This window comes from Streptomyces sp. NPDC001068 (assembly GCF_042897315.1).
GTDB lineage: Bacteria > Actinomycetota > Actinomycetes > Streptomycetales > Streptomycetaceae > Streptomyces.
This window is the reverse complement of record NZ_JBIAYD010000006.1, coordinates 375,491-391,989: the sequence shown is the minus strand read 5'-3', so window position 1 is coordinate 391,989 and position 16,499 is coordinate 375,491. Positions and strand designations below refer to the sequence as shown.

The window sequence follows — 16,499 nt, the reverse complement described above, 5'->3', positions numbered from 1 at the left end:
GTGTGCCGAGTGCGGGTGCGTCGTGGCCGGCCGCGCGGCTCCCGTGCCCCTACAGCCGCGTTGCCTCACCGATCGCCGTGGAGAGTTCGGCCACGTCCTCGTCCTCGGCCGCCCTCGCCAGAGCCGTTGCCCGCGATTGCAGCGTCGTGAGGCTCGGTGCTCCCGGCATGTCGTACTTCCCGTTCGCCAGCGCGTCCGCGAAGTAGGCCGCCACCGCCGCCACCTGGAAGCGTGGGGAGGCCGACCAGACGTCGTCGTGCAGGACCTTGGTCTCCACCGACCCGGTGTTCTCGTGCGGGGCGCGGGTCCCGGGGTCCAGCCAGCGGACCGTGGCCGTGGCCAGGTGGCCGTCCGCGCCCGGCCTGGTGCGGACCGCGTAGAGGGCCGTCACCGTGTGGCCGGGGCCCACCTCGCCGCCGTCCACCCGGTCGTCGCGGAAATCCTCGTCCGCGACCTCGCGGTCCTGGTAGCCGATGAGACGGAAGTCGTCGACCGTCTGCGGGTCGAAGGCCACCTGCGCCTTGGCGTCACGGGCCACCAGCTCGATGTTCTCGGGGAGTTGCTCGCAGAAGACCCGGTCGGCGCCGGCGGTGTCGGAGACGTACGCCGTGTGGCCGTCGCCCCGGTCGGCGAGGCGTTCCATGAGCGCGTCCCCGTAGTCGCCGCCCACCCCCACGCCGAACAGCGTGATGCCGTACTCGCGGCGGTCGCCGGCGATGCGCTTCAGGATGGCGTCGGGGCTGGTCTCGCCGTCGTTGGCGAGGGCGTCGGAGATCAGGACGACACGGTTGGTGGCGCCCTTGCGCAGGCCCTCGACGGCGGTGGCGTAGCCGGTCTCCACGCCCTCGCCGAGGTTGGTGGAGTAGCGGGCGGCGAGGCCGTCGACGGCGCGGTGGACCAGGCCGCGATGTCCGCCGAGGCGGGTCATCGGCAGGACCTTCTCGGCGTGTTCGCTGAAGGTGACGATCGCCACCGAGTCGTCGTCGCGCAGCCGGTCGGTCATCGTGTCCAGGGACCGCTTGGCGAGGTCCAGCCGGTCCTCCTCGTCCATGGAGCCGGAGACGTCGATGACGAAGGTCAGGGCCGCGGGCGGGCGTTCGGCGGTGGCGTCGGCGGTCCGGGTGGCGAGGCCCACCCGGACCAGGGACCAGTCCGGATCACTGGTGCGGGCGCCGTCCACGGTGACCGTGAAGCCGTTGCCGTCGGGGGTCGGGTAGTCCTGGCGGAAGCTGTTGACGAACTCCTCGGCGCGGACGGTCGAGGGCGCCGGACGCCTGCCGTCGGCGAGGGTGCGGCGGGCGTAGCCGTAGGAGGCGGTGTCCACGTCCAGGGCGAAGGTGGAGAGGTGGTCGGCGGACGGTGCGGTCGCCGAGTCCTCGCCGCGCGGCCGGTCGGGCGCCGGGGCCGGAACGCCGTTGCCGTACCTGGAGTCGGTCGCCGACCCGCCGTTTTCGTCCGCCGCGCACGCCGTCAGCAGCAGGGCGCTCGCGGCGGTGAGGGCGAGCAGCGCCCCGGAGAGCTGTCGTCGGGTCCGGTGTCGGTCTGTCATGTGTGCCCCCTGTGCCGGTCGGAGTCGCTTCCTGGCTCTGTGGCCTGGTGTCGACTGTGACGGCGCAGGGGGGTGGAACGTGCGGCCCAAAGCGTTGCGGATGGATCTCGAACCGGGCACGGACCAGGGGTTTCGAGGCCGGAGGGAGATCGTCCGGTGACCTAGGAGACCACGTCCTTGCGGGCGAAACCCCGGAAGGCCAGGGCGAACAGCACCAGGGCGTACGTTACCGAGACCGCGACGCCCTGGATCATGCCGGACCACTCGGGATGCGGCTGTACGGCGTCCGCCCAGGCGAACTGCCAGTGCGCGGGCAGGAAGTCGCGCCAGTGGCCGAGCGCGGTGACCGCGTCCAGGACGTTGCCGACGATGGTCAGGCCGACCGCGCCGCCGACCGCGCCGAGGGGCGCGTCCGTCCTGGTGGAGAGCCAGAACGCCAGGCCGGCGGTGACCAGTTGGGACAGGAAGATGTACGCCACCACGACCGCGAGGCGCTGGGCGGCGGTGCCGGTGGCGAGTTCGCCGCCGGTCGGGATCTGCAGGGGCCCCCAGCCGTAGGCGGCGGTGCCGACGGCCAGCGCGACCAGGGGCAGCAGGATCATCGCGGCCAGGCTGAGGCCGAGGGCGACGACCAGTTTGGAGCGGAGCAGCCGGGCCCGGGGCACGGGCGCGGCCAGCAGGTAGCGCAGGGAGGACCAGCCGGCCTCCGAGGCCACCGTGTCCCCGCAGAACAGGGCGACCGGGATGACCAGCAGGAAGCCCGCCGACACGAAGAGGTTGACGGCGGCGAAGTTGGCGCCGGACGCGGTGGCCGTGTCCAGCAGGGTGACCTGGCCGTTCCGGGCGCCCGGCTGGCCGCCGATCGCGAACGCGATCAGCAGCACGAACGGCAGCGCGGCCAGGATCGCGCCCATCACCAGGGTGCGGCGGCGCTTGAGCTGGCGGACCAGCTCGACCCGCAGCGGCAGGGTGCGGCCCGCCTGATAGCCGGAGGCGGCCTCGGTGAGCGTGCTCATGCGGAACCTCCGATCAGGGTGAGGAAGGCGTCTTCGAGACGGCGGTGGGGCCCCACCGACGCCACCGGCACGTCGAGCCGGACGAGGTCGGCGACCAGGCGGGGTGCGCTGCCGCCGGGCTCCATGCGGACCAGGAGTCCGTCGTCGGTACGGGTCACCGAGGCGACGCCGGGCAGCGCGGCCACCTTCTCCACCACCGGTTCCTCCACGGGCACACCGGTGCCGACGAGCAGGGTGTCGCCGGAGCCGACTATCTCCGCGACCGGTCCGGCCTGCACGAGCCGGCCGCGGTCCATCACCACGAGGTGGGTGCAGGACTGCTCGACCTCGGCGAGGAGATGGCTGGAGACGATCACCGTACGGCCCGCCGCCGCGTAGCGGATCATCACCTCGCGCATCTCGCGGATCTGCGGCGGGTCGAGGCCGTTGGTGGGTTCGTCGAGGATGAGCAGGTCCGGCAGGCCGAGCATGGCCTGGGCGATGGCCAGGCGCTGGCGCATGCCCTGCGAGTAGGTGCGTACCGCGCGGGCCAGGGCGTCGCCGAGGCCCGCGATCTCCAGGGCCTCCTCCATGTGGGAGTCGGCCGCCGGGCGGCCGGTGGCCTGCCAGTACAGCTCCAGGTTCTCCCGGCCGGTCAGGTGCGGCAGGAAGCCGGCGCCCTCCACGAAGGCACCCACCCGGGACAGGACGGGGGCGCCCGGACGGATCGCGTGGCCGAAGACCCGGATCTCGCCGCCGTCCGGCTTGATCAGGCCCATCAGCATGCGCAGGGTGGTGGTCTTGCCCGCGCCGTTCGGCCCGAGCAGGCCGAGGACCTGGCCCTTCTCGACGCGGAAGGACAGCTCCCGTACCGCGTACCGGTCCGTGGAGCGGGCGTAGCGCTTGCTCAGGTCCGTGATCTGCAGCGGGACTCCGGCCAGTCCGGGGTCCGGTGCCGGGGCGGCGGTGCGGCGGCGGCCGGTGACCAGCAGGGCGGCGGCGGCGAGCGCTCCGGCCAGGGGCAGCCACCACACCCAGGCGGGCAGGGCCGCGGCGGCCGTCTCCACCCGGGGGGCCGTCGGCACGCCGAGGGCGCCCTTCAGGGAGACGGTGTAGACCGCCGGGGCGGCCGGGGAGGCGTAGCCGAGGTCCGTGGAGGCGAGGACCAGGCTCAGGCGGTGGCCCTTCTGCACCTCGTGGTCGATGGCCGGGAGGGTGATCGTGACGTCCTTGCCGGACCTCGTGCCCGCGACCCGGACCGGCGCCACGAGCTGGGAGGGCAGCACCTTGCGGGTGCCGTCCGGGCCGACGTCGTACACCTTGCCGAAGAGCACGGTGTCGTCGCTGGTCGAGGTGATGTGGACGGTGGCCGTGGGTGAGCCGGTGATCTGCAGGTTGTCGGCGACCGGCGCCGAGTCGAAGTGCGCGTACTGGCCCGGGAAGTCGAGCGAGACGCCGACGCCGAGGGAGGAGAGCTGGGCGAGGCCGCCCGCGGTGCCGAGGCCGGGCAGCGCGGAGACGGCGGGCGGGGTGGCGCCCGCCGGGTTCTCCACGCGCTGCGTGCCGCCGGTCAGGGCGATGGACCTGCGGTCGCCCGTCAGGCCCGGATAGCGGTCCGAGGTGGCGCCCCGCAGCTGTGCGGTGCCGTCGGTGGAGTCCACACCGCCGGTGCGGGTGATCCGGAAGGCCGGGCCGGTGTCCGCGGACCGGTCGCCCTTGAGGTAGCGGTCGAACCAGGAGGTGACCCGGCCCTCGATCCGGCCGGTCTCCAGGTCCCCGCCGTCGTGGCCGCCGGCGATCCAGTCGACGTCGACGGGGGCGCCGTTGGCCTTGATCGCCTTCGCGGCGGCGTCGGACTGGGCGAGCGTGAAGAGGGAGTCGGTCTGGCCCTGGACGAGCAGGGTGGGCACCTTGACGCGGCTGCCGACCGCCGACGGCGACCGCTCCTCGAGGAGCGCGACCGCGGCCGCGTCCGGCCTGCCCGACTCGGCGACCCGGTCGTACATCGCGCACAGCGCCGGCTCGAACCGGGCGCAGCCGCCGCCGGTGTTGAAGAAGATCCCGGCCCACAGCTTCTTGAACACGCCGTCCGGGAACAGGGCGTCGGCGAGGTTCCAGTACGTGATCGACGGGGCGATGGCGTCCACGCGCGGGTCGTGACCGGCGGTCAGGAGGGAGATCGCGCCGCCGTAGGAGCCGCCGGCCATGCCGACGCGGGGGTCGCCGGGCTTGTCGAGCCGGACCTGGGGCTGCTTCGCCAGCCAGTCGATGAGCCGGGAGACGTCGGCGACCTCGCCCTTCGGGTCGTTCAGGCCGATCCGGCCGGTCGACCTGCCGAAGCCGCGGGCGGACCAGGTGAGGACCGCGTAGCCCTGGCGGGCGAGGTCCTCGGCCTCCTGGCGCATGTCGGCCTTGGAGCCGCCGAAGCCGTGGGCGAGGAGGACGGCGGGGCGGCGGGCGGTGCCGGCGGTGGTGAAGTACGAGGTGTCCAGCCGCACCCCGTCGACGGCCATGACCTGGTCGGACCGGTGCACCGGGGGCGGGGCGTCGGAGGCGACGGCCGTCCAGGTGCCGGCGCCGACGAGCACGACGACGGCGGCCGCGGCGGCCGCCAGCCGTCGCGGCCGCCGGAGCAGGGCTCGTAGGCCGGGGGGTCGAAGATCCATGGCTTCAACGGTACGGGCCCGGTCCGGCATCCGATGCCGACGGTGGGCTGAACAGCGGGCCATCCCTCAGGAGTACGGGGGGTACGGGCGTACTTCGAGCGCGGTACGGAGCGGGGGCCGCCGGTGGTGTCCGGCGGGCCGATGGGGGGCCGGTGCGGGGGCCGCCGGTGGTGTCCGGCGGGCCGATGGGGGGCCGGTGCGGGGGCCGCCGGTGGTGCCCCGCGGGCCGGTGGGGGGCGGGCGCGCAGTTCCCCGCGCCCCTTGGGTGGGCTGTCCTGCCCGGTGTTTGCAACGGTCCGTCACCACGACCGTGGTGCCCCGCGGGCCGGTAGGGGGTCGGGCGCGCAGTTCCCCGCGCCCCTTGGGTCGGTCGGGCTCGCCGGGGTGCATGGCTGCACCCGGCGGTGCCGGACCCGCCCGTGGCCCACCGTGGGCCGGTGGGTCTCAGGACCGGACGTCCTCCGGGATCGAGACGACCCAGTGGGTGTCCTTGCGGGGGCGGAGGTAGAGGGCCCAGTAGAGGGTTGCCGCTGCCGTGATGCCGCCGGTCCACAGGAGGTAGACGGCCTCCTGCTGGGTGAGGATGTAGGCGAGGACGGCGATGAGGAGGATCGGCATCGCCGGCCACAGGGGCATCCGCCAGGCCGGGGTGTGCTTGTGGGCGCCTCGGCGGGCCAGCAGGGCGGCGACGGCGACCAGGAGGTACATGCCGGTCACCGACACGCCCGTCACGCCGTACAGGGTGTCCAGGTTGACGAAGCAGAGCAGGGCGCCGGGGACGCCGACGGCGAGGGTGGCCACCCAGGGGGAGCCGAAGCGGCCCAGGCGGGAGAGGGCGCTGTTGACCGGGGCCGGCCAGGCCTTGTCGCGGGCGGAGGCGAACAGGACGCGGGAGTTCTGGATGACCATGACGATGCCCGCGTTGATGATCGCGAGGGCCACGCAGAGACTGACGAAGGTGCCGACCGCGGAGTTCGACCAGGCGGTGACCATGGAGCTGATGTCGCCGCCGGTGAGGGCCTTGAGGTCGGTTGCGCCCATGGTGATCGCGGCGACCGGGACGAGGATGATCACCGTGGAGATGGCGAGCGTGGCGAGGACCGTACGGGCGACGTTGCGGCGCGGGTCCTCCAGTTCCTCGGAGAGGTAGACCGCCGTCGAGAAGCCCTGGGTGACGAAGAGGGCGATGGCGAGGCCGGAGACGACCAGCATCGCGGTGACGGTGGTGGTGTGACCGCCGGAGTCCGCGACCTGCATGGAGGTCAGGCTGCCGACGCCCCGGTGGCTGTGGGAGAAGCCGAGGACGGCCACCACGCCCGCCGCGATGACCTCCAGGACCAGGAAGATTCCGGTGATCCAGGCGTTCGCGCGCAGGTCCAGGAGGCCGGCGAGGGTCGCGAGGAGCATCACGCCGGCGCCGGTCATGGCGGGATCGAGGTGGACGATCGGGGCGAGGTAGTCGGCGGTGCCCATGGCGATCACCGGGGGCACGATCATCACGACGAGGAGGGAGAGCACGAAGACCAGCCAGCCGGCCAGCCGCCCCGCCATCGTGGAGACCATCGCGTACTCGCCGCCCGCGCTCGGGATGAGGGTGCCCAGCTCCGAGTAGCAGAACGCCACGGCGATGCAGAGGAGGGAGCCGATGGCGATCGTGAGGGCGGTGGCGGTGCCGAGGGATCCGAACAGGTCGGGGACGACCACGAAGAGCGTGGAGGCCGGAGTGACGCACGAGAGGGTCAGGAGGGTGCCGCCGACCACGCCGATGGAGCGCTTGAGGGTCTTGGGGCTGTCGGACACCTCGGGGAGGGCGGTCTCGACAGGGCGGAGCGTGTCGGTCATGCGGCGTTCCGATCGACTGAAGCGGCGAGAAGTTCCGGCCGGGAGTGTTATCGCCTCCGGCGGCTCGTCTCGTATGTCTCTTCGTCCGCTCCCGGTTGCGATGCATGGAACCCCGACGAAAACCATTGCGTCAATGGTTGTTAACCTACGGAATTCGTTGATCCACTCGCCGTTTTCCGCGCATGCGTCGGTACGAGGTAGGCGGTTCCGCGCCCTGGTCCCGTACGGGAACCGCAGCACCGGCGTCAAAAAAACGTGAGGACGTCCGGTATCCGGACCTGTCAGTGTGTCCCGTTAGAGTCATCGACAGCAGAACTCACAACCGAATCACAGCAATGGGTGGGGACTCATGAAGCTGAAGTACACCGCCGCCTGGGTGGGGTTCACGGCGGCGGCGATGGTCGCGGTGTCCGCGTGCGGATCCGAGGGCGTGAAGGCGGCCACCAAGGCGGTGGACAACGGGGACAAGATCATGGCCCTGCTGTCCCGCGCGACCGACCGGACCGACGCGCTCGGCTCCGCGAAGGTCAGGATGAGCACCGACCTCGGTACCGGCACCCCCATCGCCATGAACGGCACCTTCTCCTGGGGAGACGGCCTGGCGATGGACGTCCTGATGGACACCAAGGCCACGAAGATGGAGGCGCTCCAGCACAGCCCGACCATCCGCACCCTGTTCGTGGACGGCGCCTACTACTACGACGTCGACCCGCAGCCCGCCGGCCCGCTCAAGGGCAAGCAGTGGATGAAGATCGACTCGTCGGCCCTCTTCGGCGACAAGGGCGCCCAGGCCTTCAGCGGGAACACCGCGGGCAACCCGGCGGCCACGCTGAAGTACATCAAGTACGCGGACCACGTGAAGGACTTCGGCACGGAGACCGTCGACGGAAAGCGCACGACCCACTACCAGGCCGTCGTCAGCCAGGCGCAGATGGGGAAGTTCAAGGACGCCTTCGCCAACGACACCGTGAACGCGATGACCGGCGGCGGCTCGATGACGATGAACCTGTGGCTCGACGCCAAGGACCTGCCGGTCCGCCTGAAGGAGCGGATCGGCAAGATGACCGTGACCATGGACTTCGAGAAGTTCGGCGCCACGGCCCCGGTGAAGGCTCCGCCGGCCGCCCAGACCGGTGACCTCACCGAGCTGGTGAAGTCGCAGCGGAAGGGCTGACCCCGGACGCACCGGTGCCCCGCCTCCTGGACGGGAGGCGGGGCGCCGTCGTTCTCAGTGGTTGCGCGGGAAGCCCAGGTCGACGCCGGACGGGGCCTCGGACGGGTCCGGCCAGCGGGTCGTGACGACCTTGCCGCGGGTGTAGAAGTGCGTGCCGTCGTTGCCGTAGATGTGGTGGTCGCCGAAGAGCGAGTCCTTCCAGCCGCCGAAGCTGTGGTAGCCGACGGGGACCGGGATCGGGACGTTCACGCCGACCATGCCGGCCTCGATCTCCAGCTGGAAGCGGCGGGCGGCGCCGCCGTCCCGGGTGAAGATCGCGGTGCCGTTGCCGAACGGCGAGGCGTTGATGAGGGCCACGCCCTCCTCGTAGGTGTCCACGCGCAGTACGCACAGCACCGGGCCGAAGATCTCGTCCTGGTAGGCCTTCGCGGACGTGGGCACCTTGTCGAGGAGCGAGATGCCGATCCAGTGGCCGTCCTCGAAGCCGTCCACCGTGTAGCCGGTGCCGTCCAGGACGACCTCGCAGCCCTCGGCGGCGGCGCCGGAGACGTAGGAGGCCACCTTGTCGCGGTGGACGGCCGTGATCAGCGGGCCCATCTCGGAGGCCGGGTCGCTGCCGGGGCCGATCTTGATCTTCTCGGCGCGCTCGCGGATCTTCGCCACCAGCTCGTCGCCGACGGAGCCGACCGCGACCACGGCCGAGATGGCCATGCAGCGCTCGCCCGCGGAACCGTAGGCGGCGGAGACGGCCGCGTCGGCCGCCGCGTCCAGGTCGGCGTCGGGCAGCACCAGCATGTGGTTCTTGGCGCCGCCGAGGGCCTGCACGCGCTTGTGGTTGGCCGAGGCGGTGGTGTGGATGTAACGGGCGATCGGGGTCGAGCCGACGAAGGAGACGGCCTTGACGTCCGGGTGGTCCAGGAGCCGGTCCACGGCCACCTTGTCGCCGTGCACGACGTTGAAGACGCCGTCCGGCAGACCGGCCTCGGCCAGCAGCTCGGCGATCTTGATCGAGGCGGACGGGTCCTTCTCGGACGGCTTGAGGACGAAGGTGTTGCCGGTCGCGATGGCGATCGGGAACATCCACATCGGGACCATCGCCGGGAAGTTGAACGGCGTGATGCCCGCGACCACGCCCAGCGGCTGGCGGATCGAGGCGACGTCCACCCGGCTGGCGACCTGGGTCGACAGCTCGCCCTTGAGCTGCACGTTGATGCCGCAGGCCAGGTCCACGATCTCCAGGCCGCGGGCGACCTCGCCGAGCGCGTCCGAGTGCACCTTGCCGTGCTCGGCGGTGATCAGCTCGGCGATCGCGTCCCGGTTGGCGTCCAGCAGGGCGCGGAAGCGGAACAGGATCTCCGTGCGCCTGGCCAGCGAGGACTGGCCCCAGGTCGCGTAGGCCTCCTTGGCGGCCTGCACCGCCGCGTCGACCTCGTCGACGGAGGCGAACGCGACCTTGGTGGTGACGGCGCCGGTCGCCGGGTCGGTGACCGGCCCGTACGTGCCCGACGCGCCTTCGACGGTCTTGCCGCCGATCCAGTGGTTGACGATCTTCGTCATGACCGGTTACTCCTTCACAGATGGCGGCGTCGGGTCGAGACGTGCCGTTCGTACAGCTCACGGGCCTTGACCGCGGACGATCGGGTCGCGGTCGCGGCCACGGGTACATCCCACCAGGCCTGCGCGGGAGGCGGGCCCGACACAGTGTCGGCCGTTTCGGTCTCCACGTAGACACATGTGGGAGTGTCGGCGGCCCGCGCCTCGGCGAGCGCCGAGCGCAGGTCGTCGACGGTCCTGGCGCGCAGGACGCGCATGCCGAGGCTGGCCGCGTTGGCGGCCAGGTCGACGGGGAGCGGGGCACCGGTGAGGGTGCCGTCTCCCGCGGGGAGCCGGTAGGCGGTGCCGAACCGCTCGGCGCCCACCGCCTCGGAGAGGCCGCCGATGGAGGCGTAGCCGTGGTTCTGCACCAGCAGCACCTTGATGGCGATCCCCTCCTGTACGGCGGTGACGATCTCGGTCGGCATCATCAGATACGTGCCGTCGCCGACCAGCGCCCACACGTTCCGCTCGGGCGCGGCGAGTTTCACCCCGATGGCGGCCGGGATCTCGTAGCCCATGCACGAGTAGCCGTACTCCAGGTGGTACTGGTCCCGGGACCGGGTCCGCCACATCCGGTGCAGGTCGCCGGGGAGCGAACCGGCCGCGTTGACGAGGATGTCGCTCTCGTCGACGAGCGCGTCCAGGGCGCCGAGGACCTGCGGCTGGGTCGGCCGGACGTCCGGCTCCCCGGCCTCGAAACAGGCGTCGACGCGCTGCTCCCAGCGCTCCTTGTCCTCGGTGTACTCGGTGACGTACGAGTCGGCGGTGCGGTGGCCGTCCAGCTCCCGGCACAGCTCCGCGAGGGCGTCGCGGGCGTCCGCGACCAGGGGCAGGCCGGCGAGCTTGTGGCCGTCGTGGGAGGCGATGTTGAGGTTGAGGAAACGGACGTCCGGGTTCTCGAAGAGGGTGCCGGAGGCCGTCGTGAAGTCGGTGTAGCGGGTGCCGACGCCGATCACCAGGTCGGCGGTGCGGGCGAGTTCGTCGGCGGTGGCGGTGCCGGTGTGGCCGACGCCGCCGACGTCCTGCGGGTGGTCCCAGCGCAGCGAGCCCTTGCCTGCCTGGGTGGACGCGACGGGTATCCGGGTGGCCTCGGCGAACTCGGCGAGGACCGCTTCGGCGCGGCTGTGGTGGACCCCGCCGCCCGCGACGACCAGGGGGCGGCGGGCGGTCCTGATCGCCTCGACCGCGGTGGCGAGTTCGGCCGGGTCGGGGCCCGGCCTCCGTATCGTCCACACCCGCTGTGCGAAGAACTCCTCGGGCCAGTCGTACGCCTCGGCCTGGACGTCCTGCGGGAGCGCGAGGGTGACGGCGCCGGTCTCGACGGGGTCGGTGAGGACCCGGACGGCCGCGAGGGCCGAGGGGATCAGCTGTTCGGGGCGGTTGATCCGGTCGAAGAACCTCGACACCGGCCGCAGGGTGTCGTTGACCGACACGTCGGCGGCGTGCGGGACCTCGAGCTGCTGGAGGACCGGGTCCGCGGGGCGGCCGGCGAAGACGTCGCCGGGCAGCAGCAGGACCGGGAGGTGGTTGACGGTGGCGAGGGCGGCGCCGGTGACCAGGTTGGTGGCGCCGGGGCCGATGGACGTGGTCACGGCGTGCGTGGCGAGACGGTTCGACTGACGCGCGTAGCCGACGGCCGCGTGCACCATGGCCTGTTCGTTGCGGCCCTGGTGGAAGGGCATCTCGTCCGCGTACTCGACGAGCGCCTGGCCGAGGCCCGCCACGTTGCCGTGGCCGAAGATGCCCCAGGTGGCGCCGATCAGCCGGCGGCGCTCGCCGTCCCGTTCGGTGTACTGGGCGGCGAGGAAGCGGACGAGCGCCTGCGCGACGGTGAGCCGTATCGTCATCGATACCCCTCGGTCTGGTCCGGGTGGAAGCAGATCCGCCACTCCCGCGTCTCACCCGGCCCCGCCATGACGTTCAGGTAGTACATGTCGTGCCCGGGCTGCGCGATCGACGGGCCGTGCCATCCGTCGGGAACGAGCACGGCGTCGCCGGAGCGGACCTCGGCGAGGACGTCGGTACCGCCCTCACGGGAGGGGAATACGCGCTGATAGCCGAAACCGTTCGGGCCGTCGATCTCGAAGTAGTAGATCTCCTCCAGCACCGACTCCTCGCCGGGCCGGTACTCGTCGTGCTTGTGCGACGGGTACGAGGACCAGTTGCCGCCGGGGGTGATCACCTCGACGGCGATCAGCTTGTCGCAGTCGAAGGAGTCCGCGGAGGCGAAGTTGCGCACCCGGCGGGCGCTGGTGCCGCTGCCGCGGTCTTCGACGGGGACCTCCGGCGCGGGGCCGTAGCGGGCGGGGAGTCGTCGCTCGCACTTCGCTCCTGCCAGGGCGAAGCGGCCTCCCGCGCCGGAGGCGATCTGGACCTGGGCGTCCCGGGGCACGTAGGCGAAGTCGGAGACTCCGGCGAACACGCTCTCCCGGCCCAGGATCTGGCACTCTGTTCCCTCTGTCCGCACCGTACAACCGCCCTGCAGCGGAAGTACGATCCACTCGCTGTCCCCGGTGGTGAACAAGTGACTTCCGCCGGGCGGCAGTTCGACGACGCGGAGGCTGCTGTGCGCCCAGCCGGCCCGCTTCGGGTCGACATCGAGCACGTACTGCGCGTTCGCGGTCGAACCCTTGCTCAGGTGCAGCTCGTTCGTCGTCATCAGGGCCTCACAGCAGTCCTACGGCGGTGTCCACGGCGGCGGCCACGTCGCCGTCCGCCGGGTACAGCAGGGAGCGGCCGACCACCAGGCCGCGCACGGTGGGCAGGCGCAGGGCGCCGCGCCACTTCTCGTAGGCGCCGTCCTGGTCCTCGCCCACCTCCCCGCCCAGCAGCACGGCGGGCAGGGTGGACGTCTCCATGACCCGGGCCATGTCGTCGGGGTTCTCGGTGACCGGCAGCTTCAGCCAGGTGTAGGCCGAACTCCCGCCGAGGCCCGAGGCGATGGCGATGGACCGGGTGACCGCCTCCGCGGACAGGTCGTTCCTGACCTTGCCCTCGGGGGTGCGGCCGCTGATGAACGGTTCGACGAAGACCGGCAGCCGGCGCGCGGCCATGTCGTCGATGGCGCGGGCGGTGGACTCCAGGGTGGTCAGCGAGCCCGGGTCGTCGTAGTCGATGCGCAGCAGCAGTTTCCCGGCGTCGAACCCGAGGCGCTGTATGTCCTCGGCGCGGTGGCCGGTGAACCGGTCGTCGAGTTCGAAGCGGGCGCCCTGCAGGCCACCGCGGTTCATCGAGCCCATGACGACCTTGCCGTCGAGGACGCCGAGCAGCAGCAGGTCGTCGAGGATGTCGGCGGTGGCGAGGACGCCGTCGACGCCGGGCCGGGACAGTGCCAGGCAGAGGCGCTCCAGCAGTTCCGCCCGGTTGGCCATGGCGAGCTTGTCGCCGCCCACGCCGAGGGCGCCGCGGGCCGGGTGGTCGGCGGCGATGATCATCAGCCGGCCGTCCTCGTCGAGGAGCGGACGGCGGACGCGGCGGGCGGCCGCCTCGGCGATCGCCTCGGGGTGGTGGGTGCGGGTGTGGACGAGGGCGGAGACGTCCACCTTCACCTGCCGGTCGGGGGTCCCGCTCCCGTGGTGCGAGCCGGCGACCCGGCCGGCCCTCACAGCACCGCTCCGGCGGCGAGCGCGGCCGCGATCTCGTCGGCGGTCGGCATGGCGGAGGAGCACTCCAGGCGGGAGGCGACGATGGCGCCGGCCGCGTTGGCGTGCCGCATGATCGTCTCCAGGTCCCGGCCTTCGAGGAGGCCGTGGCACAGGGAGCCGCCGAAGGCGTCACCCGCGCCGAGGCCGTTGAGGACGTTCACCGGCAGCGGCGGCACCTCGGCGCGGTCGCCGTCGCGGTGGACGGCGAGGACGCCCTTGGGCCCCTGCTTGACGACGGCGATCTCGACCCCGGCGTCGAGCAGTGCCTGTGCGGCGGCCTGCGGCTCGCGCACGCCCGTCGCGACCTCGACCTCGTCGAGGTTGCCGACGGCGACGGTGGTGTGCCTGAGGGCCTCCGCGTAGAAGGGGCGGGCCGCGTCCGGGTCGCTCCAGAACATCGGCCGCCAGTCGAGGTCGAAGACGGTGGTGCCGGCCTTGGCGCGGTGGGCGAGGGCGGCGAGGGTCGCGGTCCGGCTGGGCTCCTCGCTCAGGCCGGTGCCGGTGACCCAGAAGATCCGGGCCTCGCGGACGGCGTCGAGGTCCAGGTCGTGGGCGTCGATCTCCAGGTCGGGGGCCTTGGGCTGCCGGTAGAAGTACAGCGGGAAGTCGTCCGGCGGGAAGACCTCGCAGAAGGTGACCGGGGTGTTCAGTCCGGGCACCTCGGTGACCCAGCGATCATCGACCCCGAAGTCGCGCAGCGCCTCGTGCAGATAGGCGCCGAAGGCGTCCTTGCCGGTGCGGCTGATGACGGCGGTGGCGCGGCCGAGGCGGGCGGCCGCCACGGCCACGTTCGTCGCCGAACCGCCGAGGAACTTGCCGAAGGTCGTCACCTGGGCGAGCGGGACCCCGGTCTGGAGCGGATAGAGATCCACCCCGATCCGCCCCATGGTGATCAGGTCGTACGCCATCGGCTTCCCTTCGTCACGGCTCTCCCCCGGTTTGTAGTCCGGGACAGGAGGTCGTGTCAATGGTTTGTCCGGACATTCGGACGAGAGTACATCGAGAACCGGACCGCACGCGCCGGTCGGGACCCGCCGAACCGGCCGCACCACCCGCCCGCCACCGCCGCCGGCCCGGATGTCAACGCGCCCCGCCCGCGACCCGGCGAACCCCTGTGCTCCAGCCGTGTCACAAATACCCCTCCTGTGTCACACATGTCGCGCCTACGCGGCCTCTCCGTCACACCAGGTCCACGGCCGCTTGCGCACCGTCACGCTCCGTCGTTCACCGGGCGCAGGCTTTGTGATCGCCAGCGCAGCGCCCGGCTCCCCCGACGACCGCCTCCGGTCGCCCCCGCGGCGCGCGCAGGGAGGTGCATCTCATGACCGACCGACGGCTGTGGTCCTACAAGGAGATCGCGGCGCACATCAGGGTGCAGCCCGACACCGTCCGCTCCTACCGCAAGCACGGGCTGCTGCCGCCCCCCGACCACGTCGAGGGCGGCAAGCCCTACTGGTACGCGGACACGGTCCGCGCCTGGGTCGCCTCCCGGCCGGGCAACAGAAACCGCAGAGAGGACTGAGCGGAGCGGCCCGGACCGGCGCCCGGCGCGGTGTTCAGGCCCACGGCTCGATGACCGTCACCCCCGGCCCCGGCCCCTCACCCATCGCGGCCAGGGCCCGTGGGGCCGCGTCCAGGGCGATCGTCGAGGTCACCAGGAGGTCCGGGCGCAGGGTGCCCGCGCGGACCAGTTCCAGCATGGCCGGGTAGGCGTGCGCCGCCATGCCGTGACTGCCGAGGAGCTCCAGTTCGAGGGCGAGCGCGCGGGCCAGCGGTACCGGGGTGGTGCCGTCCGGCGACGGCACCAGGCCCACCTGGACGTGCCGCCCGCGGCGGCGCAGGGAGTCGACCGAGGCGGCGGCGGTGCGCGGTGAGCCGAGGGCGTCCAGGGAGAGGTGGCTGCCGCCGCCGGTCAGCTCGCGGACCGCCGCGGCGGGGTCGGCCCCCTCGCCGGCGACCACGCAGTGCGCCGCGCCGAACCTCTGCGCCAGCTCCAGCGCCCCGGCGGAGACGTCGACCGCGATCACCCGCGCGCCGGCCGCCGCCGCGATCATCACCGCCGACAGGCCCACGCCTCCGCAGCCGTACACCGACATCCATTCGCCCGCGGCGACGCGGCCGCGCTGCACCACCGCGCGGAACGCGGTCGCGAAGCGGCAGCCCAGGGCGGCGGCCGTGGTGTACGCCATGTCCTCCGGGATCGGCACCAGGTTCACGTCGGCGTGGTCCAGGGCCACGTAGTGGGCGAAGGAGCCCCAGTGCGTGAACCCGGGCTGGGTCTGGCGTTCGCAGACCTGCTGGTCGCCGGAGGCGCAGGACGGGCAGCGGCCGCAGGCGCAAACGAACGGGACGGTGACCCGGTCGCCGGGGCGGGCGCCGCTCACGGCGGCGCCGGCCTCCTCGACGACCCCGGCGAGCTCGTGGCCGGGCACGTGCGGGAGCGTGATGTCCGGGTCGTGGCCCGCCCAGCCGTGCCAGTCGCTCCGGCACAGGCCGGTGGCCTCGACCCGGACCACCACTCCGTGCGGGGCCGGGCGGGGGTCCGGCACGTCCCGCACCTCGGCGGGACCGCCGAACCGGTCGAAGACGACTGCTCGCATGCGGGTGCTCCTTTCGGGGGCTGCGCGAAGACTAGGGGGGTGGGGGGCCGACGGCGACGGTGCGGGGGGGCGGACGGCCGAGGTGTCCCCGCGGGCCGGTGGGGGCTGGGCGCGCGGTTCCCCGCGCCCCTGAGGTGGGCTGCCCTCGACCGGGGGAATCGGATTGGCGCGTGCCACGGTGGTCCGAAGCCTGCGGGCCGGTGGGGGCTGGGCGCGCGGTTCCCCGCGCCCCTGAGGTGGGCTGCCCTCGACCGGCGGTATCGGTTGTCGCGTGCCACGGTCGTCCGAACACTGGGGGCCGGGCGCGCGGTTCCCCGCGCCCCTGAGGCCGGCTGCCCTCGACCGGCGGAATCGGATTGGCGCGGGTTCTTCGGACTGCGACATTTCGCGCATATGCCTAGAGTGCGGGTGACCGCCTCGCCCCGATCCGCCA

General features: G+C 72.5%; 12 protein-coding genes. 2 read left to right on the top strand and 10 right to left on the bottom strand.

The features are described from left to right. Positions 1 to 49: 49 nt before the first annotated feature. The 4 genes from ACFY3I_RS19375 to ACFY3I_RS19360 form a co-directional block, all read right to left on the bottom strand. Positions 50 to 1,549, bottom strand: a complete 1,500-nt coding sequence (locus tag ACFY3I_RS19375; RefSeq protein ID WP_390861644.1) for a VWA domain-containing protein — start codon at positions 1,547 to 1,549, stop codon at positions 50 to 52. Between the two features lie 161 nt (positions 1,550 to 1,710). Then, positions 1,711 to 2,565, bottom strand: a complete 855-nt coding sequence (locus ACFY3I_RS19370; protein WP_390861643.1) for an ABC transporter permease — start codon at positions 2,563 to 2,565, stop codon at positions 1,711 to 1,713. Then, the gene (locus ACFY3I_RS19365) at positions 2,562 to 5,210 is read right to left on the bottom strand and encodes a CocE/NonD family hydrolase (protein ID WP_390861642.1); all 2,649 of its coding nucleotides are present in this window, start codon (positions 5,208 to 5,210) and stop codon (positions 2,562 to 2,564) included. The genes ACFY3I_RS19370 and ACFY3I_RS19365 overlap by 4 nt, the downstream gene beginning before the upstream one ends. Positions 5,211 to 5,654: 444 nt before the next feature. Next, on the bottom strand, positions 5,655 to 7,052 hold the full coding sequence (locus ACFY3I_RS19360) for an APC family permease (RefSeq protein WP_390861641.1): 1,398 nt from the start codon (positions 7,050 to 7,052) through the stop codon (positions 5,655 to 5,657). A gap of 349 nt (positions 7,053 to 7,401) precedes the next feature. Between ACFY3I_RS19360 and ACFY3I_RS19355 the strand changes: the two genes are divergently transcribed. Then, the gene (locus tag ACFY3I_RS19355; RefSeq protein WP_390861640.1) at positions 7,402 to 8,226 is read left to right on the top strand and encodes a hypothetical protein; all 825 of its coding nucleotides are present in this window, start codon (positions 7,402 to 7,404) and stop codon (positions 8,224 to 8,226) included. A 54-nt stretch (positions 8,227 to 8,280) separates the two neighbouring features. Here the strand turns inward: ACFY3I_RS19355 and mmsA are convergent, their stop codons facing one another. Genes mmsA through iolC form a run of 5 tightly spaced genes read right to left on the bottom strand, consistent with a single transcriptional unit; the run spans position 8,281 to position 14,374 of the window. Continuing rightward, positions 8,281 to 9,783, bottom strand: a complete 1,503-nt coding sequence (gene mmsA / locus ACFY3I_RS19350; protein WP_390861639.1) for a CoA-acylating methylmalonate-semialdehyde dehydrogenase — start codon at positions 9,781 to 9,783, stop codon at positions 8,281 to 8,283. 14 nt (positions 9,784 to 9,797) lie between these two features. After that, the gene (gene iolD, locus ACFY3I_RS19345; RefSeq protein WP_390861638.1) at positions 9,798 to 11,669 is read right to left on the bottom strand and encodes a 3D-(3,5/4)-trihydroxycyclohexane-1,2-dione acylhydrolase (decyclizing); all 1,872 of its coding nucleotides are present in this window, start codon (positions 11,667 to 11,669) and stop codon (positions 9,798 to 9,800) included. Further along, positions 11,666 to 12,481 (bottom strand): 5-deoxy-glucuronate isomerase, encoded by an 816-nt coding sequence (iolB, locus tag ACFY3I_RS19340; protein ID WP_390861637.1) that lies wholly within the window; start codon positions 12,479 to 12,481, stop codon positions 11,666 to 11,668. The genes iolD and iolB overlap by 4 nt, the downstream gene beginning before the upstream one ends. A 7-nt stretch (positions 12,482 to 12,488) precedes the next feature. Continuing rightward, on the bottom strand, positions 12,489 to 13,370 hold the full coding sequence (locus ACFY3I_RS19335) for a deoxyribose-phosphate aldolase (protein ID WP_390861782.1): 882 nt from the start codon (positions 13,368 to 13,370) through the stop codon (positions 12,489 to 12,491). A gap of 53 nt (positions 13,371 to 13,423) precedes the next feature. Next, a complete protein-coding gene (iolC, locus tag ACFY3I_RS19330; RefSeq protein WP_365291996.1) occupies positions 13,424 to 14,374 on the bottom strand; it encodes a 5-dehydro-2-deoxygluconokinase in 951 nt (316 codons plus the stop codon). Between the two features lie 413 nt (positions 14,375 to 14,787). Between iolC and ACFY3I_RS19325 the strand changes: the two genes are divergently transcribed. Then, positions 14,788 to 14,988, top strand: coding sequence for a MerR family transcriptional regulator (locus ACFY3I_RS19325; RefSeq protein WP_351328093.1), 201 nt, complete (start codon positions 14,788 to 14,790; stop codon positions 14,986 to 14,988). Positions 14,989 to 15,022: 34 nt separating this feature from the next. Here ACFY3I_RS19325 and ACFY3I_RS19320 read toward each other — a convergent pair whose 3' ends face one another. Beyond that, positions 15,023 to 16,066, bottom strand: a complete 1,044-nt coding sequence (locus ACFY3I_RS19320) for a zinc-dependent alcohol dehydrogenase family protein (RefSeq protein WP_390861636.1) — start codon at positions 16,064 to 16,066, stop codon at positions 15,023 to 15,025. Positions 16,067 to 16,499 lie beyond the last annotated feature (433 nt).